The organism is Citrobacter sp. Cpo126, from assembly GCF_030332445.1.
GTDB classification, from domain to species: Bacteria; Pseudomonadota; Gammaproteobacteria; order Enterobacterales; family Enterobacteriaceae; genus Citrobacter; species Citrobacter portucalensis.
Map to the genome: position 1 here is coordinate 228,754 of NZ_JAOWHT010000042.1, position 21,290 is coordinate 250,043.

At 53.7% G+C, this 21,290-nt stretch carries 12 protein-coding genes; 5 read left to right on the plus strand and 7 right to left on the minus strand.

Features of this window, described 5'->3' with window-relative positions:
* Window positions 1-60 precede the first annotated feature (60 nt).
* Window positions 61-11,271: a BapA/Bap/LapF family large adhesin gene (locus OGY17_RS20450; RefSeq protein WP_286608247.1), complete on the minus strand. Its 11,211-nt coding sequence runs from the start codon at window positions 11,269-11,271 to the stop codon at window positions 61-63.
* Between the two features lie 584 nt (window positions 11,272-11,855).
* On the minus strand, window positions 11,856-12,338 hold the full coding sequence (gene smpB, locus OGY17_RS20455; protein ID WP_003031211.1) for an SsrA-binding protein SmpB: 483 nt from the start codon (window positions 12,336-12,338) through the stop codon (window positions 11,856-11,858).
* Between the two features lie 154 nt (window positions 12,339-12,492).
* On the opposite strand from smpB, the gene ratA reads away from it, so the two are divergent.
* A complete protein-coding gene (gene ratA, locus OGY17_RS20460; RefSeq protein ID WP_003826396.1) occupies window positions 12,493-12,936 on the plus strand; it encodes a type II toxin-antitoxin system toxin RatA in 444 nt (147 codons plus the stop codon).
* Complete coding sequence (locus OGY17_RS20465; protein ID WP_008785525.1) at window positions 12,920-13,216, plus strand: RnfH family protein; 297 nt, start codon at window positions 12,920-12,922, stop codon at window positions 13,214-13,216. Before ratA ends, OGY17_RS20465 begins: the two co-directional genes overlap by 17 nt.
* Before the next feature lie 50 nt (window positions 13,217-13,266).
* Here the strand turns inward: OGY17_RS20465 and bamE are convergent, their stop codons facing one another.
* The 3 genes from bamE to nadK all read right to left on the minus strand — a co-directional run bounded on the left by bamE (window position 13,267) and on the right by nadK (window position 16,386).
* Window positions 13,267-13,611 carry an outer membrane protein assembly factor BamE gene (gene bamE / locus OGY17_RS20470; RefSeq protein WP_008785524.1) on the minus strand — a complete coding sequence of 115 codons (345 nt, stop codon included), beginning with the start codon at window positions 13,609-13,611 and terminating at the stop codon, window positions 13,267-13,269.
* A 149-nt stretch (window positions 13,612-13,760) separates the two neighbouring features.
* On the minus strand, window positions 13,761-15,422 hold the full coding sequence (gene recN / locus OGY17_RS20475; protein ID WP_286608249.1) for a DNA repair protein RecN: 1,662 nt from the start codon (window positions 15,420-15,422) through the stop codon (window positions 13,761-13,763).
* An 85-nt stretch (window positions 15,423-15,507) separates the two neighbouring features.
* Window positions 15,508-16,386, minus strand: a complete 879-nt coding sequence (gene nadK / locus OGY17_RS20480) for an NAD(+) kinase (protein ID WP_032944608.1) — start codon at window positions 16,384-16,386, stop codon at window positions 15,508-15,510.
* A gap of 122 nt (window positions 16,387-16,508) precedes the next feature.
* Here nadK and grpE point away from each other — a divergent pair, with 122 nt between their 5' ends.
* A complete protein-coding gene (gene grpE / locus OGY17_RS20485; RefSeq protein WP_008785521.1) occupies window positions 16,509-17,102 on the plus strand; it encodes a nucleotide exchange factor GrpE in 594 nt (197 codons plus the stop codon).
* A 49-nt stretch (window positions 17,103-17,151) separates the two neighbouring features.
* Here grpE and OGY17_RS20490 read toward each other — a convergent pair whose 3' ends face one another.
* Window positions 17,152-18,441 carry an HlyC/CorC family transporter gene (locus tag OGY17_RS20490; RefSeq protein WP_008785520.1) on the minus strand — a complete coding sequence of 430 codons (1,290 nt, stop codon included), beginning with the start codon at window positions 18,439-18,441 and terminating at the stop codon, window positions 17,152-17,154.
* Window positions 18,442-18,459: 18 nt separating this feature from the next.
* Complete coding sequence (locus tag OGY17_RS20495) at window positions 18,460-19,251, minus strand: cytochrome C assembly family protein (protein ID WP_003031224.1); 792 nt, start codon at window positions 19,249-19,251, stop codon at window positions 18,460-18,462.
* 165 nt (window positions 19,252-19,416) lie between these two features.
* On the opposite strand from OGY17_RS20495, the gene ffh reads away from it, so the two are divergent.
* Complete coding sequence (ffh, locus tag OGY17_RS20500) at window positions 19,417-20,778, plus strand: signal recognition particle protein (RefSeq protein WP_003031226.1); 1,362 nt, start codon at window positions 19,417-19,419, stop codon at window positions 20,776-20,778.
* 249 nt (window positions 20,779-21,027) lie between these two features.
* On the plus strand, window positions 21,028-21,276 hold the full coding sequence (gene rpsP, locus OGY17_RS20505; RefSeq protein WP_003031228.1) for a 30S ribosomal protein S16: 249 nt from the start codon (window positions 21,028-21,030) through the stop codon (window positions 21,274-21,276).
* Window positions 21,277-21,290 lie beyond the last annotated feature (14 nt).

Below are 21,290 nucleotides of genomic sequence, written 5' to 3' on the forward strand. Positions count from 1 at the left end.
GCCCCGGACGTCATGGCATCCGGGGCTGTAGTTATGGCGCTTTAACGCATTGCGTTAACGTCAGGGCACGATGTGATTTTGTTGCACCAGCTCATCGAGCGTGGTGTGTACGTTCTCCAGCGTTATGAGATTGGTTGAGTGATATGTGTTGCCCGTACCGTCGCGGTCGATGGCAATCACCGTGTTGTTACCGCTGGTGGTTACGGTGAGGTAGTTGCCGAGCGTAGCGTTCTGCCCGTTCCAGCCCACCAGCAGGTCGCCGATATCGATTTTGTCACCCTGGGCCAGTGAGAAGTTGGTCCAGGTGTCGGTAGCACCATTGCTAATGTTGCCGCCGGTAGCGTCGTTGGCGTTGAGCAGGTGATAAATCAGCGTATCGCCGTAGGCGCTGCCAGTCAGGCGATCGGCATCGACGGTACTCACCACTTGCGGATTCATATTGATGGTCAGCGTAGCGGTATCGGTATGGCCATTCTGGTCGTTAAGGGTGTAGGTAAATGTCTCTTTGGTGACGATGGTGGAGAGCGAGACATCGCTGTTGAGGGCATAGGTGTAATGACCATCAATGCCAATGGTCAGTTTGCCGTACAACCCGTTAATGATGGCGCTGGTCGTGCTACTCAGCGGATCAAGTGTGACGGTACTGCCGCCCGTGCCGTTCACCGTCAGCAAGGTATGCACGCTGGCAATATGGTCTCCGTCATAAATATTGCCGGTGACGCTGTTCGCTGTGGAAGTCTCGAAGTTTTGCAGGTCGATTATCGTACCTTTCACGCTGGGGGTGATGGTGATATTCCCCAGCCCCAGCCCCCCGACGCTTCCGGTATAGTCGAGGCGATAGTTGCCGGGGTGCAGTACGATCCCGCTCAAGGCTATATCTATATTGCCACCAACCAGCAATCCGCCATTGAAAGAGTTACCGGCAATCTTGATGTTGTTGCTGTCATACAGCGCCCAGGTGACGGTCAGCCCGCCCAGCGTCAGACCTGACGCGACGTTAAAATGCAGTATGGCGTTTTGCACCGCCGTTCCCGTAGCGATTTCAATGACGCCAGTACCACTTTTTGAGGTGGGTGAAAGGAGTTGGGCACTCCAGCTGGCGTTCCCGACGCTGTCGTCGGTAAACGACCGGGAAGTATCTGCCTGGGTACTAACCGCCATCGTGCTGCTGACGTCATTTACTGCATCCAGCGCCTGTGGGGTTGGTTTGATATTCAGCGATGCACTGCCGGTATCGCCGTTTGGCGCTTTGACCTTATACACGAAACTGTCCGGCGTATTGATACCGTCTGCGCCCAGTCCGCTTCTCAGCGTGTAGGTATAGTTCCCTTTCGCATCAATAGTCAGCGTGCCGTACTGCCCGTTAATGGTGGTAGTGCCCGTTCCGTTTACGGTGACACCGTTAACTTCGGTGATAACGGTATTGGCCGGAGCTGAGTCGTTGACCAGCAGGTTTCCATTGGTTGTCGCACTCAGGCTGTCGACGGCGTAGGTGTGATCGGCCTGGATATTCAGGGTATAGCTGGTCAGCAGCGTCAGACCGCCGGAGGCGTTAAGCAGGAACAGATAGTCACCGCCAGGCAGGGTGATGGTGTAATCCGTTGAGCTACCTCCTAGCAGCGCCGTGACCCAGTTGGGCTTCACGCGGAACTGCTCATACTGCTGAATGGACTCGTTGAAGCGATAAACATAGAGGTCAAAACCGCCAACCGTGACGCCGAGAACGCTGGCCTTGACGGTCAGCGTGCGGGTTGCGCCATCATCCACATTAAATTTGATCGGATTGGTTAAACCGTTAACCAGACTGACATCCAGCACATTACCCAGTCCGACGTTGGCGAGGGTGAAGCCGGTTTGCTGTGATGTGCCATGATCAACCGCGATGACCTGCGTCCCGTAAGTCAGCGCAGCCACATCGTCTGCCGCGGTTACCGTACTGGTGGTGGGCGCCTGACCGAGCGTTACCACCAGTTTTGCCGAGGAGTGATCGCTGCCATGCGTCAGCGTGTAGGTGAAACTTTCGGAACGGCCATACACCGAGATTGACGTATTGGTCAGGGTATAGGTGTAACTACCGTTCTGATTGATATGCAAGATGCCGTATTTCCCCTGCACATCAATGCCGCCCGCCGGGATGTTCACGACGTTGCCGTTACCGTCGGTGATGGCGGTGACCAGCGTGCCGGAAGGGGCATTATCCTGCCCGTTGGCGGGATCGATATCGGTGATGATATTGCCAGTCTCAGTAGTACCGCCGGTGATGGTTCCTGCGCTGGCTTTTACCACTGAGACATCAAGGCTGGTGTATGCCCCGGTCGCCAGCAGGTTGGTGTTGTAGCTGACCACGCGGTAATCACCACCAGTCAGTCCGCTGTAATTGAGCGTTACGCCTGAGGCGCCCAGAGTGAGGAGGCTGGCAAAGTCTGGTTTTCCGGTATCCACCACCGTCACCCAGGCATTCAGCGCGGTGTCAAAGCGCTGGATGACGACTTCAAGTGTGTTTAACAGCGACAGCACTACGCCGGTCGCTGCGGCATTGATTGTAATGGATCCGCTGCCACCAGAAGCGATGCTGAAATTCACGCTTGCCGTATCGTTCCCCAGCACGTTGGCGACATTTCCCAGCGCATTGACCAACAGGAAACCATAATCGCTTTGATGCTCGGTGCTGACGGTGACATCGGTTTGTAGCGGTAGACTGGTGATATTGTCTTCAGCCAGCAGCGGCAATACTGGTGCGAGAGCGCTTGTCGGCGATGAGGTATTTCCCGCCGCATCGGTCGCCGTGGCGGACAGCGACTGCCCTTCAATCTGGCGAACCGGCAGGTTGACGCTGTAGACACCGCTGCTGTTGGCGATTGCCGTCACGCTGGTGCCGCCGGGCAGAGAAATGGTGACCGTGCTTCCCGCTTCGGCGACGCCGCTGACGGTACCGCCATCGGCGCTGATCAGGAGCGTTGGCGCGGTCGGTGGCGTGGTGTCCACGATCACGCTGAACGAACCGGACAACCCACTTGCGCCGTTGGCGTTGGTTGCCGTGGCGGTAAACGCATGGTTACCTTCGCTGAGTGCACCGGATGGGGTAAAGCTCCAGATCCCGTTACCGTCTGCGGTCGTGAAGCCCATTAGCACGCCGTTGTTGTACAGATTGATGACGGCGTTAGCCTGCGCCGTTCCGCTGAGCGTTGGCAGGGTGTCATTGGTGGTTTTACCGGGAGCGACGGGTCCCATGATAGTGCCGACGTCATCGAGCACGCTGGCAATAACAGGCGCAGGCGGTACGCCGGTAAACGGTGCCAGCACGTTACCCGCCGTACCGATGTTGCCTGCGGCATCCTGTGCGCTGGCCATCAGAGTTTGCCCACTGATTTGCGGTGGGTTCAGAGTGAAGGTGAAATTACCGGAGGCGTTGGCGGTTGCCGTGCCGAGCACCGTTCCGCCGCTGGAGGTAATAATGACCGTGCTGTTTGGTTCGGCAACGCCGGTGAGCGCGGTGCCGTTGGCGTTTACCGCCAGCCCGGTTGGGATGCCCGGGGCAACGGTATCGACCACGATCGCTGCCGCAGACGATATGCCACTGGTATTACCCGCACTGTCCGTTGCAGTGATGGTAAACGAGTGGGTACCTTGTGCCAACGCGGTAGTCGGGGTGTAGCTCCAGTTGCCGCTGCCGTCCGCCGTTACGCTGGTGACAAAGCTGCCGTTATCATAAATATCAACTCGCGCGTTGGCTTCCGTGATGCCGTTTAACGTTGGGCGCGCGTCGTTGGTCGGCTGATTGCTGCCAATCGGCCCGGTGTTTGGCCCGACATCGTCAATAATGCTGCTGATTGAAGGCTGCGTCGGCGCCGTGGTGTCAACCACCACGCTAAAGCCTGCCGTCGCGCCGCTGGTGTTGCCCGCCGCATCAGTGGCGGTGACTGTGAAGGTGTGCGATCCATTAGCCAGCGGTGTGGTTGGGGTAAACGACCAACTGTTATTGCTTTGCACCAGCGCGGTACCCAACAGGGTGCTTCCGTCATAGATGCTGACGGTACTGCCTGCCTCGGCGGTGCCGTTCAGCGTCGGGCGTGCATCGTTGGTCAGCTGTCCGTTGCTGAGCGCTGCATTGAACACGCCGCCTGCGATATCATCCACCACAGAGACCAGCAGCGGGATGGATGGTGCAATGGTGTCGACATTAATCGTAAACCCACCTGAGACAGGACTCACGTTCCCGGCGGCGTCGGTGGCGATGGCGGTAAACACATGCTGACCGTTGCCAAGTGTGGTGGTCAGATATTCCCAGGTGCCGTCTATCGTCGCAGTCACCGTTGCCAGCAGCGCGCCATTATCGTAGATGGCTACCCGGGCACCGGCTTCCGCTGAACCGCTGAGTACGGGACGGGTGTCGTTGGTAGAGGCTCCGTTCGATAGCGTTCCGGTTCCCGGCTGCACGTCATCAAACGCCTGGATAATCGTTGGCGCAAGCGGGGCGACGGTATCAACAACGATGTTAAATCCCGCAGACGTCGGGCTGACGTTTCCAGCCGCGTCGGTGGCTGTTACCGTCAGCGCGTGGTTACCGTTGCTAAGTGGGGTTCCCGGTGTGAAGGTCCAGGCGCCCGTACCATCTACAGGAGCAGATCCGATCAGCGCTCCGTTATCGTAAATTTTCACCATGGAATTGGCTTCTGCCGTACCGCTAAGCGTCGGAAGTGGATCGTTCGTGGCCTGACCGTTGTTCAGATTTCCAATCAGTGGGCCGACATCATCCGCAACCTGAGTAATCACTGGTGCTGTCGGTGCCAGAGTATCGACGGTGAAGGTAAAGCCACCAGAAGGCAGGCTGGTATTGCCTGCGCTATCTGTAGCCGTGACGGTCAGAGTATGCTGGCCGTTACCCAATGCCGCAGAGGGCGTAAAACTCCAGCTTCCGCCTGCGCCGACGATGGTGGTGCCAATCGGCTGACCATCGCTCAGCACGGTAATGGTCGCGCCAATTTCACCGGTACCGCTGAGCGCCGGGCGACTTTCGTTGCTGATTTGCCCGTTGGAGATAGGCCCGGTTGTCGGCGCAGTATTGTCCTGCACCGAACTGATGACCGGTATTGACGGGGCAATAGAGTCCAGCTCAATAGTAAACGATGATGATACTCCGCCTGTGTTTCCCGCCTGATCTGTGGCAACGACGGTGAAATTATGTTGCCCCTGTCCCAGCGGAGCATCCGGAGTGAAGCTCCAGTTACCTGACTCGTCCACCTGAGTTGTACCTATTTCAGCGCCGTTATCACGGATCGTGATGATGGCGCCAATCTCGCCTTTGCCGTTCAGGGTAGGCTGCGCATCGTTTGTAAGCTGTCCGTTGGTCAGCGCGGTATTGCCGGGCTGATCGTCAATTACTGAGGTAATGCTCGGTGCGGCTGGCGCCAGCGTGTCGACGACGACCACAAATGGTGGTGTTGTCGGGCTAATGTTACCCGCGTTATCTGTAACGCTGGCAGTCAGCGAGTGGCTTCCTTCTCCGAGAGCAGGGGCAGGCGTAAAGCTCCAGTTGCCATTTTCGTCGCTGGTGGTTGTGCCGATTACCGTGCCATTATCGCGGATGGTAACAACCGAATCCGCCTCGGTAACGCCAGCAAGCGTTGGGGTATTATCATTGGTCAACTGCCCGGAGGTCAGGGGCTGGATCGTACCAACGTTGTCCGTGACCGTCACAATAGATGGCGCATTCGGTACCAGGGTATCGACAATGATCCGGAAATCACTGGATGGATCTCCCTGGTTGCCAGCGGCGTCCGTTGCGCGGGCGGTAAAGAGATGATCGCCTTCTCCCAGCGGTGCTGTCGGGGTAAAGCTCCAGAATCCGTTACTGTTTACGGTCGTTGTGGCATAAGCGACACCGTTATCGTAGAGGGTAATGGTTGCCCCGGGTTCGCCAGTTCCGTTGAGCGTCGGACGTGAATCATTTGTAATTTGCCCTTTATCCAACGATCCAGTGCCGGGGGCAACATCGTCGATAATGCTGGTGATCGTTGGCGCTTGCGGTGCCGTCGTGTCTATGGTGATAGCGTAGTTGGGGGACTGACCGCTGGGTATGCCACCGACGGTTTGCGACACAGTGAAGTTATAGGTTGCACCGTTAGTTAGTGGGGCGGGTAACTGATAACTCCATGCGCCAGAAACAACGTCGGCTATTACCGATGGAACTTGCAAAACACCATTTACATAAATATTAACAGTCGCTCCTGCAGTGGCAGTCCCTTGCAGTAGTGGTAAGGTGTCATTGGTGGTTTTACCGTTGCCAATCACCCCCATGATGGGCGCGATGTCATCAACGATCTCAAGTGTTGGTGGATGAGGAACGCTGGAGGTAGCAGCGCTAAACGTTGTCGGGTCGCTTTGATTTCCGGCGGGATCCTGAGCGATGGCGTTGAGCGCCTGACCGGTTGTTTGCGCTGGCGAAATTGTGACAGAGAAGTTACCTGAATCGTCAGCGATCCCTTGGCCGAGGATCGAAGTACCGCTGCGAATGATGACGGTACTGCCTGGATCGGCAGAGCCGCTAACCAGCGTACCGTTCGGGTCTACGCTGGTAACCGTAGGCGTTGCAGGCGGCAGGGTATCGACAATCAACGTCAGCGGGTTATCTGCTGCCAGTGAGTTACCTGCGTCATCCACAGCGCCGAAAGTCAGTGTGTGAGTGATATTGGGCGTGAGGGGGACATCCACACTCCAACTGCCGTTAGCAGCAACGGTAGCTGTCGCAATGGCGATGGGATTGTTACCATCGAAAATCAAAACCGTACTGCCCGGTGTGCCGGTACCGCTAATGGTTGGCGTTGTATCGTCCGTGACGCTGCCGCTGGTTAGCGAACCGGTAAAGACGCCAACGTTATCCTGGATATCCGTGACCTGCGGCAACGTTAACTTCGTGTTGTTAACCGTAAACGAAATGCTGTTTGAATTATCGCTGACGTTACCTGCGGGGTCTGTTGCGGTAGCGCTTAATGTGTAGCTCCCGTTTGCCAGCGCAGTCCCGGGGGTAATACTCCAGGTACCGCCTGCCACCGTTGCAGTACCGATCACCGTACCGCCGTTATACAGAGTGATGATGTCTCCATTGACACCTGTACCACGAATGGTTGGCGTGGTGTCATCGGTCACGGCGTTGGGTGCAAGGTCACCCATGATATCGCCGACGTTATCATTGGCGGCGATAATCACCGGCGGCGCAGACGGCGTCGTGTCGATGTTCAGTGTTATAGCTGTTGATGGCTGGCTGACGTTGCCTGCAGGATCGGTTGCGGTGAGGGTTACCTGGTAAGTACCTGGAGTAACCGGTGCTGGCGGAGTAAAGCTCCAGGTTCCGTCTGCACCTACTGTTGTCGTTCCCTGCAAAGGGGGAGTGCCGTTCAGATAAACGGTAATCAAATCTCCGACGTTCCCCGTGCCGCTAAAGGTTGGCGTGGTATCGTTGGTGTTGCCGTTAGTGACCACACCTGTTACTGGAGCGACATCGTCGGTAATGATTGGCGCGGCTGGTTGTGCGGGAGGTGTGTTGTCTACCGTCAAGGTAAAGCTGGCCGATAGGATCCCCGTGTTGCCTGCAACGTCAGTCGCTGTAGCGGTGAACTTATGCGGCCCGTCGGCGAGTGAGGTTGGGGTAAATGTCCAGGTGCCGTCTGGCTGTACGGTGACGGTACCAATGGAACCGCCATTATCATAAATCGTAATCTTCGCGCCGGGCTCGCCGGTTCCGGAGAGTTCGGGATTCAAGCTCTTGGTACTGCTGCCGTTACTCAGCGTTTGTAGATTTGTGCCAATCAGACCTTCTGCGGAGCTGATAACCGGGGCTGCTGGTGGGGTGGTATCAATCGTTAGCGTAAAGGTCCCGGCATTGCTGGCGTTGCCTGCAACGTCCGTGGCAATAGCGGATAAATTGTGTGTGCCTTCACTGAGCGGTTGGTCGAGTTGAATACTCCAGGTGCCTCCGGGCAAAACAGTCGTGCTTCCAATTGGCGTAGCTCCATCATAAAGAGTGATCTTAGAACCGTCTGTTCCGGTTCCTTTCAGCTCTGGCAAGGTATCGTTTGAACGGCTTCCGGTAGGCAGATCGATCGGTGCATTCCCAACGTCGTCGGTAGCAGCCAAAATGACAGGAGCGCCTGGCGGTTGGGTATCTACGGTAACGCTGACCACTGTGGGTGAGGTGATGACATTACCGGCGGCATCAGTTGCCGATACCGTAAACTGATGGGTGCGATCGCTGAGCACCTGATTCCCCGGAACGGTATAACTCCAGGTACCCGAGCTGTCGACAAGAATAACCGTCAATAACTGAATGCCATCGTACAGGTTTACCAGTGAACCTGGCTCACCGGTACCCGAGATGGTTGGCGTATTGTCGTTGGTGACCCAACCGTTATTTGCAACGCTGCCCGTAATGCTGCCAACGTCATCGTTAACCAACGTTATCACTGGAACAGTTGGCGCAATGGTATCGACAATTATTTTCCAGCTTGCCGCGCTGCTGGTGTTATTCGCGGCGTCTGTGGAGGTCACCGTGAAGATGTGAGCGCCCTCGCTTAGTGCCGAGACTGGCGTATAGTTCCAGTTACCGTTGATATCTGCGACAACGGTCGTCAGCAGGGTGCCGTTATCGTAAATTTTGACCTGAGAACCTGCTTCGGCGGTGCCTTCCAGCTTAGGTTTGCTATCGTTGGTGACATCGCCGTTATTGAGAGGGCCCTGATACATGGGCTGGTCATCCGTCACGGCGGTGATGATGGGCGTTCCAGGGGCGGTAATATCCGGAGCCACCGCGGAAGTTGGCTGACTCTCGTTATTGCTACTGTCCGTTGCGGTAACTTTTACCGTTTCGCCGTTCATTTTCGACGGCGTAATCGACACCGTGAAGTTGCCGCCGCTGTCTGCCTGGCCTGTGCCGATCTGAATACCATTGCTGTCTTTTACAGTGACGGTGCTTCCCGCTTCAGCATGTCCGCTTACAGAACCACCGTCCCCGGCGACGGTGACGCCGGTTGGCGCGTCAGGCGCCGTGGTATCCGGGGCGGTAATCGCGCTGTTGCCGCTGGTATTGCCAGCAGCATCCGTCGCGTTGGCGACAAGATGTTCTCCGTTGGTCTGCGGCGGAACCAGCGTGGCGGTGAATTCTCCGTTCGAGCCGGCGGTTACTGTTCCAATTATCGCGCCACCAGGATCCAGAATATGTACCGTACTGTTGGGTTCCGCCATGCCGGTAACCTGATCGCCTGTAGGATTAATCACCAGATTAGCTGGCGGCAGCGGGGCCGTGATGTCTGGCGCGAGCGCGGTTTCCGGTAGGCTTGGGTTCCCGGCAGGATCGGTGGCGATAGCGGTAATGGTTTCACCATTGGTCTGAGGCGGGTTAATGGTGATGGTAAATGAGCCATCCGTTCCGGCGACGCCGCTGCCGATCTGAAGACCGTTATTATTATTGATGGTCACGGTACTTCCTGGTTCGGCTGTACCGGTGACGACAGAGCCGTCGGCAGATACGTTCAGATCGTCCGGCGCTGACGGTGGCTGAGTATCGATAGTGATATTGAATGCCGCTGACGTTCCTCCCGTGCCCAGGTGGTTGGTTGCTGTGGTGGTGAAGGAGTATGAGTCGTCCTGCAAGTTGGTGTTGGAGGTCCAGGTCCAGTTGCCGCTGGAATCGGCAAGCACGCTTACAACAAGCGCGCCGTTGTTATAAATGTTAACCGTGCTGTTGGCGTCTGCGGTACCCGAGATCGTAGGCGTTGGGTCGTTGGTGGCCTGATTATTGTTCAATGGCCCAGTTGAGGGGGTAACATCATCCACAATGCTGATGATAACAGGCACGCCCGGGTAGCCAGAGTTGGTGGCATTGAAGGACGTGTCTGGCCCGACGTTGCCTGCCTGGTCCTGAATCTTCGCGATCAGCGCTTCACCGTGCGTCTGTGAAGGTGAAATCGCGATGACGAAATTGCCGGTTTGATCAACGGTAGTTGAACCCAAAACCTGATTATTACTACCGATGATAATGACCTGGCTTCCTACCTCAGCACTACCGGTTACCTCGGTGCCTTGCAAGTTTACGGAGGAAATGACCGCGCCTTCAGGCGGGGTAGTATCGACGGTGAATGTCGGTACACTCGTTTCCGCGCTCACGTTACCCGCATCGTCAGTTTGCGTCAGCGTCAGATTATGAACACCGTCGCTAAGCGGCGTGTCAGGTGTAAACGTCCAGTTACCATTGTCATCCACCTGAACCATGCCAATCAGAATGCCATTATCAGAAATGCTGATGTAAGAGCCCGCTTCACCAGTGCCTGTGAGTGTTGGCGTGGCATCGTCGGTTACACCGTTATTACCTATCAAGCCTTTAATGGAACCTGAATCGTCAGTTACTTCTGTGACCACAGGGGCGTCGGGGGCAAGCGTATCGACAATAATCTCCCAACTGTCCGACATGTCGCTGCTGCCCGTACCGTCTGATGCACTGACGGTAAACTTGTGGGTACCGTCTGCGAGTGGAGAGGATGGCGTAAACGACCAGTTGCCGTTGGCATCGATAGTGACCTGGCCTATTTCGACGCCGTTATCAAAAATATGCAATGTGGCATTTGCGGGGCCGGTGCCCTGAAGAGTGGGCGTATTGTCGTTGGTGGATTCCAGCTGATTAACAGGGCCAGTAATCAGCTCCTGGTTATCGATTACGCTGGTGATAACGGGTACGTCAGGCATGTTAGGGGTTGTTGTTGGCGGTGAACCACCATCCCCATTACCACCGTTGCCATTACCGTTGCCATTTCCGCCATTTCCGTTGCCGGCGTTATTATCACTCCCGCCGCCACCACCGCCGCCACCTCCACCACCCGCCGCGAGGCCAATTCCGCCTGCGACCGCGATCCCACCAAGAACCCACGGCCAGACGGCGCCGCCTTCATGGCTTCCCTCGGCAGTCATTAGCGGAGTGAGATCGTCCAGATGCTGGAAATGGAATGCCCCATCAGTATCCTGAACCCACCACAGCGCGCCATTACTGTCTTCCAGAACAAGCTGGTTTTGCGCATCACCTTTTCCGACATAGAAGTTCTTAATGGTGATGGTTTCACCTGAGCGGAGTGTGACAACCAGATCCTGATTCACGCGAGTCAGTTGACTTACCTCCTCACGTGACACCGACAGTTTCACGATAGAAGGCGAACTGAGCGTAACTTCAGAGGATTCAACATTTGTGGAAACGCCAGTTAATTTTGATACAACGGCGAGTAGACGCATATGTTCACTCCTGATGGCATGTCGGGAGTATTAATCCGCAACAGCGCGCTGGGAAAATGAGCAGACAGGGGCCCCGTTCACCATAAAGATGAATTTACACAGGTAATTACATTGATTAGATCATGCAGAGGTTCATTTACTTATCAAATACGTTCGGGCCCTGTTAGCTGAATAGTTCTTTCGTATTAGATGATATAGTCAGAAAGAATGTATTCTGCAACTTATCCATATATAAAAATATATTTGGCTAATTGAAAAGTATACTTCCCGGTGTGTATTCAATGATTTGTCTTTAGTTAACTTATTGTATTTAAAGGTTTACTCATTTAATTGAAATGGACGGGGATATAATAAACAACAGTAATAATAGTGTTATTAAATAAGTTTGAATATATGCGATATGGTCTTGAAGTTTTATTTTATTAGACTATGGGGCGCTACGGTAATGCCAGGGGAGTTTATTTCATACCTGAACGATTCAGCACAAATAAACCATAAACCTGATGAATGTATTGGGTGGGTTTCAATAACTAAAAAATAAGAACCAGTCTCAGGATGAGAGACTGGTCACAGGAGAATAGCGTTTAGCGACCAGCATTTTTCATAATACGCGCTTTATCTAACTGCCATTCGCGTTCTTTCACATCGGAGCGCTTGTCGTGCTGTTTCTTACCTTTCGCGACGCCAATTTTCACTTTGCACCAGGCATTTTTCCAGTACAGTGAAAGCGCAACAACGGTATAACCGTCACGATTCATTCGACCATACAGGGAGTCGAGCTCACGTTGGTTTAACAACAGCTTACGGGTACGGGTGGGATCACATACCACATGCGTTGAGGCAACAGCCATTGGCGTGAAGTTGGCGCCAAACAGGAACGCTTCGCCGTCTTTAAGGATGACGTAGCTGTCGCCGATGTTAGCTTTACCCGCCCGCAGGGATTTGACTTCCCAACCTTGCAGAGCGAGTCCTGCTTCGAACTCTTCTTCAATAAAGTATTCGTGTCGTGCGCGCTTGTTAAGCGCGATTGTGGCTGAGCCAGGTTTGTGTGCTTTTTTCTTCGTCATAATGCCGCTCAGTATAGGTAATCTGGAATCGAAAAACACCCCATTTCATCCAGCGGGGCGCAAGGCGCTATCTTAGCACGAGTTAGGCTATAGCGTTTTTTTTAGCGGGGGATAAATGGTATTATTTGTGTGATTGATATTGATGGAAATTGTTATGCCTCAGATTAGCCGGACCGCTTTAGTACCTTACAGTGCGGAACAGATGTATCAGCTAGTGAATGATGTTAAATCCTATCCCCAGTTTTTACCGGGATGCACCGGTAGCCGTGTGCTGGAGTCGACTCCGGGACAGATGACCGCGGCGGTGGATGTCTCGAAAGCAGGGATTAGCAAAACGTTCACTACGCGCAATCAACTGACCAGTAACCAGAGTATCCTGATGCATCTGGTCGACGGACCGTTCAAGAAACTCATTGGCGGATGGAAGTTTACGCCACTGAGTCATGAAGCGTGCCGCATTGAATTTCATCTCGATTTTGAGTTTACCAATAAGTTAATCGAGCTGGCATTTGGTCGTATCTTTAAAGAGCTGGCTTCGAACATGGTGCAGGCCTTCACGGTCCGCGCGAAAGAGGTTTACAGTGTCAGCGTCAGCTAAAATTGTTGTTGAAGTGGCGTATGCGCTACCCGAGAAACAGTATCTACAGCGCGTGACGCTGCAACAGGGCGCTACGGTGGAAGAGGCTATCCGCGCTTCCGGGCTGCTGGAATTACGTACCGATATCGATCTCAGCAAAAATAAAGTGGGCATTTACAGCCGTCCGGTAAAGCTTGCTGATGTTCTCCAGGACGGTGATAGGGTGGAAATTTACCGGCCACTGATTGCCGATCCGAAAGAGCTGCGCAGACAGCGAGCAGAGAAATCTGCTAAAAAATAGCAGACAATAAAAAAGGTGCTCATTGAGCACCTTTTTTTAATCTGTTAATCCTACTTGTTGTCGGTCAAAGCAGGTTTGTTATCAATGTTCGTCAAAATGCCGCTGCTGTTAAAGGTCAGCGTCAGTGTTTGCTGGGTTACGCCTTCATGACCAGGTTGCTGACGGAACACATAAAACCAGGTGTTAGTGCCAAAAGGATCGGACATCATTGGTGTACCCAGAGCATAAGCAACCTGCTGTTGCGTCATACCCGTGCGCACTTTGGCGACATCGGTAGGTGTCAGATAATTTCCCTGGTTGATGTCAGGGCGGTAAACCACTCGCTCCAGAGTGGAACAGCCTGCAGTCAACATCAGTAGTACTGCTGCAGCAGCAGTCAGCGTTTTACAGCGCATAGTGATTTGATTCCTTTTCGGGCCCGAGCAGTACGCGGCTCATATGTAATATGCCGATGATAATAGACCTTTCACCACTTTAAAACCTTTTGCTGTCGGGTCGGTCGGCGATTTTATGTTGAACTCAGACCTTAACAAGGTAAAAAAGTTTATGCCGCCAGCAGTTCTTTTGCATTTGCGAGGGTATTGCGCGTCACTTCGCTACCGCCAAGCAGGCGGGCTAATTCCTGCAGGCGAGCGCGTTTATCAAGCGGCTGCATGTGTGTTTCGGTCATCGCGCCATCCGTTTCTTTGCTGACGTAGAAGTGTTGATGACCACAGCCAGCAACCTGCGGCAAGTGAGTAACGCACATTACCTGAGTTGACTCGCCCAACTGACGCAGCATTTTTCCCACTACCGCAGCAGTCGGGCCGCTGATACCGACATCCACTTCATCGAAAATCAGCGCCGGTGTTTCCATTTTGCGTGCGGTAATAACCTGAATAGCCAGCGCAATGCGCGACAGTTCCCCACCTGAAGCCACTTTCGCAATCGGCTGCAACGGCTGGCCTGGGTTAGTGGTCACTTTAAACTCTACGCGATCGGCACCGTCTGCGCTCAAATGATGTTCCTCAAATTTCACATCAATGCAAAAGACACCGTGCGGCATTGAGAGAGTATGCATGCTCTCTGTAATCAGTTGTCCCAGCTCCTGAGCATAATGCTGGCGCTGTTTGTGCAGCATTTTTGCCGTTTCCAGAGCCTGCTGGTGGTGATTGTTCACCGCCAGGGTTAAGGTTTCGAGCGAGTCGGCCTGATCGTCTAACTGCTGTTGTTCATCCAGCAATGACTGATAGAACTGTGGCAGCGCTTCAGGGGCAACATGATGCTTGCGGGCCAATGAGATTTGTTTGGAAATACGCTGTTCAAGTTCGAACAAACGGTTAGGGTCCAAATCCAGACGATCGCAATAGTGGCGCAGCTCGTCGCTGGCTTCGCTGAGTTGGATCGTGGCCTCTTCCAGCATATCCAGGATACCGGAAAGTTTGCCGTCCATGCCCGCCAGTTCAGTGACCAGTTGCTTTGCAGTGTACAGCTGGCTTTGCAGGTTGATGTCTTCGCCATCCGCCAGGATAGCCAGCGCCTGTTGGCTGGTGGTGAGCAATTGCCCGCTGTTAGCCAGACGCTTGTACTCTTCATCAATTTGCTCAAATTCACCTGACTGCGGGTTGAATTCGTTCAGTTCTTTTAACTGGTATTGCAACAGTTCCGCCCGGGCTGCGCGTTCCTGACTCTGTTGTTGATGATGCGCCAGGTCACGGCAGCTTTGGTGCCACAGCTGGTAGCGCGCAGCCATTTCCTGAGTCAGGGACGCTTCATTGGCGTAACCATCCAGCAGAGACTTTTGGTGTTCTGATTTTGTCAGGAGCTGATGCGCATGCTGACCGTGGATTTGAATAAGCAACTGGCCCAGCTCGCGCAGCTGTGACAACGGTACGGCAGTGCCGTTAATGAAGCCGCGTGAACGTCCATCGCTGCTGATAACACGACGCAGCAAACATTCACGGCCTTCCTCAAGCTGGTTTTCTTCCAGCCAACGCAGAGCCGCGGGGGTGTCTTTTAAGGCGAATCGCGCGCAGAGGTCGGCTCGCGTGGCGCCTGAACGTACCATGTCGGCGTCTGCGCGTCCGCCCAGGCACAAACCGAGAGCATCAATGGCAATGGACTTACCCGCACCGGTTTCACCGGTAATAACGGTCATTCCGTTCTGGAAATCGATCTCAAGTTCACGAACGATAGCAAAATTGCTGATGGTCAGTTGTGCCAACATAGCTGTTTTCCTGTATGAAAAACCATAACTGTAATTACATACAGTATAAACTGGTTTTTTATACAGTAAAGAGGTTGGCGTTAAATTAAAATAATTTTTTTGACCAGCCTAGTTTAGTGCTTAATGTGTTGAAATAGCTGTAATCTTTTGGATGTATCAGATTCAGATGATAATCACAGCGGCGAATTAATACGTCTTCACCTTCCTGTATAGGCAGGGCTATTTGGCTGTCACAGCTGATCTCGAGATCGTTCCGGCGATGAGAAAAACGCAGGCGTATAGTGCTGCTACTGTTGATCACCAGCGGTCGCGCGGAAAGCGTATGCGGAAACATCGGAACCAGCGTAATGGCATCCAGAGAAGGTGTCAGAATTGGGCCTCCGGCAGAGAGCGAGTAGGCGGTAGAGCCAGTTGGTGTGGAGATAATTAACCCATCTGAACGTTGAGAGAAGGCAAAGATTTCATCGATATAGACTTCGAATTCAATCATGTGCGCCACTTTCCCGGGGTGCAGCACAACTTCATTGATCGCAGTGCTAATGCGCTTCTGGCAATCCTGTTGGCATACCTGGGCTTCGAGTAAAAAGCGCTTTTCGCTGATGTAGTGGCCTTCCAGCACGTCAGCTAACTGTTGTTGAGCATTGTCTGGGTCAAGGTCGGTCAGAAAACCGAGATTACCGCGGTTAATGCCAATAACCTTGATGTCATAACGTGCCAGGGTGCGTGCGGCGCCCAGCATATTGCCGTCGCCGCCGACTACCACGGCGAGGTCTGCCTGCTGGCCAATCTCTGCGAGCGTACCGGTTTTCACATTTTTCAGCTGCAGCTCGTGGGCGATTTGTTGCTCAACGATAACCTCATAACCTTTGGCGCACAGCCAACGGTAGAGCATTTCATGTGTGGTCAGTGCAGTGGGGTGACGTGGATGCCCCACAATGCCAATACACTTGAAATGTTTGTTCATTTTCTCGAGGTCCTTGTAACGAAGATTAGTGACAATGTGAGTACTTCCCTTGAATCCCTGAATCTGATCCCCATAATAAGCCAAGTTAGCGAGATGAATGCGAAAAAAACGCGGAGAAATTCATGAGTAGTAAAGAACAGAAAACGCCTGAGGGGCAAGCCCCGGAAGAAATTATCATGGATCAGCACGAAGAAGTTGAGGCGGTTGAACCAGACGCTTCTGCTGAGCAGGTGGATCCGCGCGATGAAAAAATTGCGAATCTGGAAGCTCAGCTTGCTGAAGCCGAAACGCGCGAGCGCGACAGCGTGTTGCGTATCAAAGCGGAAATGGAAAACCTGCGTCGTCGTACCGAACTGGACGTAGAAAAAGCGCATAAGTTTGCACTGGAAAAATTCGTCAACGAACTGCTGCCGGTGCTGGATAGCCTGGACCGTGCGCTGGAAGTTGCGGACAAAGGCAATGACGCTATGGCGGCTATGGTCGAAGGTATTGAGCTGACCCGTAAGTCAATGCTGGATGTCGTGGCGAAGTTTGGCGTACAGGTGGTTGCAGATATCGACGTGCCGATGGACCCGAACGTGCACCAGGCGATTGCAATGGTAGAGTCTGACGACGTTGCTGCCGGTAATGTGCTGATGGTTATGCAGAAAGGCTATACCCTGAACGGACGTACCATCCGTGCGGCGATGGTCTCTGTGGCGAAAGCCAAAGGCTAATTAGCCTCAGACCGGGTAATGCTGATGCGCTACCCGGTCTGGATTACTCTCACTGGTCCGATACGCTTTCCCGCAGCGGTTTAACGGGCAACACCTGCACCTGTTTAATCATATTATCCTGCACGTCGAGAATATCGATATCGTACTGCCCAATACGCACACGTGTGCCGGCAACCGGGATCTCTTCCAGCGCTTCAAGAATAATACCGTTCACGGTACGTGCGTCATCTTCCGGCAGGTGCCAGTTAAACGCCTTATTGATTTCACGAACGTTGGCGCTACCGTCAATGATCACCGAACCGTCATTCTGCGGCGTGACTTCTTCGGCAAGCGTGGGTGACATTGAGGTCGTGAAGTCACCAACAATCTCTTCCAGAATATCCTCGACCGTAACCAGTCCTTGAATATCGCCATATTCATTAACGACCAGGCCCACTTTCTTCTTATTGCGCTGAAATTTAATGAGCTGGGTGCTGAGTGGTGTGCCTTCCGGAACGTAATAAATTTCGTCGGCGGCGCGTAACATGGTCTCTTTGGTGAACTCTTTTTTCTCGGCCATCAATCGCCAGGCTTCACGTACGCGCAGCATACTGATGGCATCGTCGAGCGAGTCGCGATACAGCACAATACGACCGTGCGGGGAGTGCGAAAGCTGACGCACGATTGATTTCCAGTCATCGTTAATATCAATGCCGATGATTTCATTACGCGGGATCATGATGTCATCGACGCTGACTTTTTCCAGATCCAGCACTGACAGCAGCATATCCTGGTTACGGCGTGAGATTTGCGAGCGCGATTCATTCACCAGCGTTCGCAGTTCATCTTTACTCAGCGAACCGCTCACTACGATATCCGTTTTGATGCCCATCATGCGCATCAGAAGCCGCGTGATGGTGTTGAGTAGCCATACTAACGGCATCATCAGAATCTGCAGCGGAGCCAGCAGGACGCTGCTCGGATAGGCAACTTTTTCCGGATATAGCGCGGCAATCGTCTTTGGCAGCACTTCGGCAAAAACCAGCACCACAAACGTCAGTACCCCGGTGGCAATGGCGACGCCAGCATCGCCATACAGGCGCATACCGACAATGGTGCCGAGTGCGGAGGCCAGGATATTCACCAGATTATTACCGATGAGCACCAGGCTTATCAGGCGATCCGGCTTGCGAAGTAACTTTTCAACCCGTTTTGCCTGACGATTTCCCTGTTTGGCCCGATGGCGTAGGCGGTAGCGATTCAGGGTCATCATTCCGGTTTCAGAACCGGAAAAATAGGCGGAAATGACCACCATGATGAGGAGCGTGATAATGAGCGTGGTGGTGGAGATGTGTTCCACGTAGGGTTCCTTAAAGATTTAACTCACGAACTGCTGCAGGATACGGCTGCCGAAATAGGCCAGCGTCAGAATGCCAGCGCCTGCGACGTTAAACCATACGACGCGACGTCCGCGCCAACCTTCATGGTAATGCCCCCACAACAGAACGATATAGACAAACCATGCCACGATAGAGAGAACGGCTTTATCAATGTTCTCGGTACTGAACAGGTTATGCATGTAAAACAGGCCAGTGCACAGGGTGAGCGTCAGCAGAACCACGCCAATTTGGGTGATATGAAACATCTTCCGCTCAATACTCATCAGTGGCGGCATCTCATTGCTGAAGGCCAGTTTTTTGTTTTTCAGTTGGTAATCGATCCATGCCAACTGTAGCGCGTAGAGCGCGGCGATAATCAGCGTGGCGTAAGCGAACAGTGATAGCCCGATGTGAATCATCATGCCTGGCGTAGCTTCGAGATGGGTGATGAACTCGTTAGGCATAAACGTGGCGAAGGCCAGGTTTATCAGCGCAAAGGCGTAGACAATGGGCAGCAATAGCCAGCCACGATTGCGGGACGCGACGATGGTCATTACCGTACAGATCATCAGGCTTACCAGCGAGCCGACGTTCAACAGACTCAGGTTTTGTCCGCTTTCACCGCCGGGTAGGATACGCGCTTCCAGGGCGATAGCATGGCTTACCAGCGCAACGACCGCAGAGAGAATAGCCATACGCCGCCAGCCGCTGTTTTTTTGCAGCAGAGCGGGAATAATCAGCGCGAGGCTGACTGAGTAGGCGACAAGGGCGAGCAGAGCAAAAACGGGCATATAGGTGTCGACAGTTGGCCAGTGATAAAGAAAAGCAGTATAGCGTTACGTGACCGCTGCTCCAACCGTTGCATAACAACAAAGGCGGCTTCATGTTATACTGCGACAAATTTCTGTTGATGTGTCGCTGTCGCGACCGACCGTTTCCACCCCAGGCGAGAGACAATGTTTGATAATTTAACCGATCGTTTGTCGCGCACGCTGCGCAATATCAGTGGCCGTGGACGCCTTACTGAAGACAACGTTAAAGAGACGCTGCGCGAAGTGCGCATGGCGCTGCTGGAGGCTGACGTAGCGCTGCCGGTAGTGCGTGAGTTTATCAATCGCGTAAAAGAGAAAGCGGTTGGTCATGAAGTTAACAAAAGCCTGACGCCGGGTCAGGAGTTCGTCAAGATTGTCCGTAACGAACTGGTTGCGGCAATGGGCGAAGAAAACCAGACCCTGAATCTGGCTGCGCAGCCGCCAGCCGTGGTGCTGATGGCGGGCCTGCAGGGTGCGGGTAAAACGACCAGCGTCGGTAAGTTGGGTAAATTCCTGCGCGAGAAGCACAAGAAGAAAGTGCTGGTGGTCTCTGCGGACGTTTATCGCCCGGCGGCGATCAAACAGCTGGAAACGCTGGCCGAGCAGGTCGGTGTTGACTTCTTCCCGTCGGATGTCGGCCAGAAGCCGGTCGATATCGTTAACGCCGCGCTGAAAGAAGCCAAACTCAAATTCTACGACGTGCTGCTGGTGGATACCGCCGGTCGTCTGCACGTTGACGAAGCCATGATGGACGAAATCAAACAGGTCCACGCTTCTATCAAGCCGGTAGAAACGCTGTTTGTGGTCGACGCCATGACCGGTCAGGATGCCGCAAATACCGCAAAAGCCTTTAACGAAGCGCTGCCGTTAACCGGCGTAGTGCTGACAAAAGTTGATGGTGATGCCCGTGGCGGTGCGGCGCTCTCTATTCGTCATATTACCGGTAAGCCGATTAAATTCCTCGGCGTCGGCGAGAAAACCGAAGCACTGGAGCCGTTCCATCCGGACAGGATTGCTTCGCGCATTCTCGGCATGGGTGACGTGCTGTCGCTGATCGAAGATATCGAAAGCAAGGTTGACCGTGCGCAGGCAGAAAAATTAGCCAGCAAGCTGAAAAAAGGCGATGGCTTCGATCTCAACGATTTCCTTGAACAGCTCAACCAGATGAAAAACATGGGCGGTATGGCAAGCCTGATGGGCAAGCTGCCGGGCATGGGTCAGATCCCTGACAATGTGAAATCGCAGATGGACGATAAAGTGCTGGTGCGTATGGAAGCCATCATCAACTCGATGACGATGAAAGAACGCGCTAAGCCGGAAATTATCAAAGGTTCCCGCAAACGCCGTATCGCTGCCGGTTGCGGTATGCAGGTACAGGACGTAAACCGCCTTCTGAAACAGTTCGACGACATGCAGCGCATGATGAAGAAAATGAAGAAGGGCGGAATGGCGAAGATGATGCGTGGTATGAAGGGGATGATGCCCCCAGGATTCCCAGGCCGCTAATCGGCCTGGCTTGTTTGCCATTTCGGCACCGGGGTGTGCTCGCCATCCTCACGTACCGCGTGTACGCTCCGGTGGCTGCGCGCACGCCGGCACCGAACTGACGGCACCGCCAACGGCCTTTTATAGCAGAGTTATCAACTGCTGATTGCATTTTCCCCAGAAATCAGTAAAATTTTCGGGCTTTTAATATGACACCCGGGCTCCGTTCCTCGATGGGGCCTGGGTGTTTTATTCACACAAGAGGATGTTATGGTTACTATTCGTTTAGCTCGTCACGGCGCTAAAAAGCGTCCGTTCTACCAGGTTGTTGTTACCGACAGCCGTAATGCACGCAACGGTCGCTTCATCGAGCGCGTTGGCTTCTTTAACCCAATCGCTAGCGAAAAAGAAGAAGGCACTCGCCTGGATCTGGATCGCATCGCTCACTGGGTTGGCCAGGGCGCGACTATTTCTGATCGCGTAGCTACGCTGATCAAAGCAGCAAACAAAGCAGCTTAATCTGTCACGGTGGT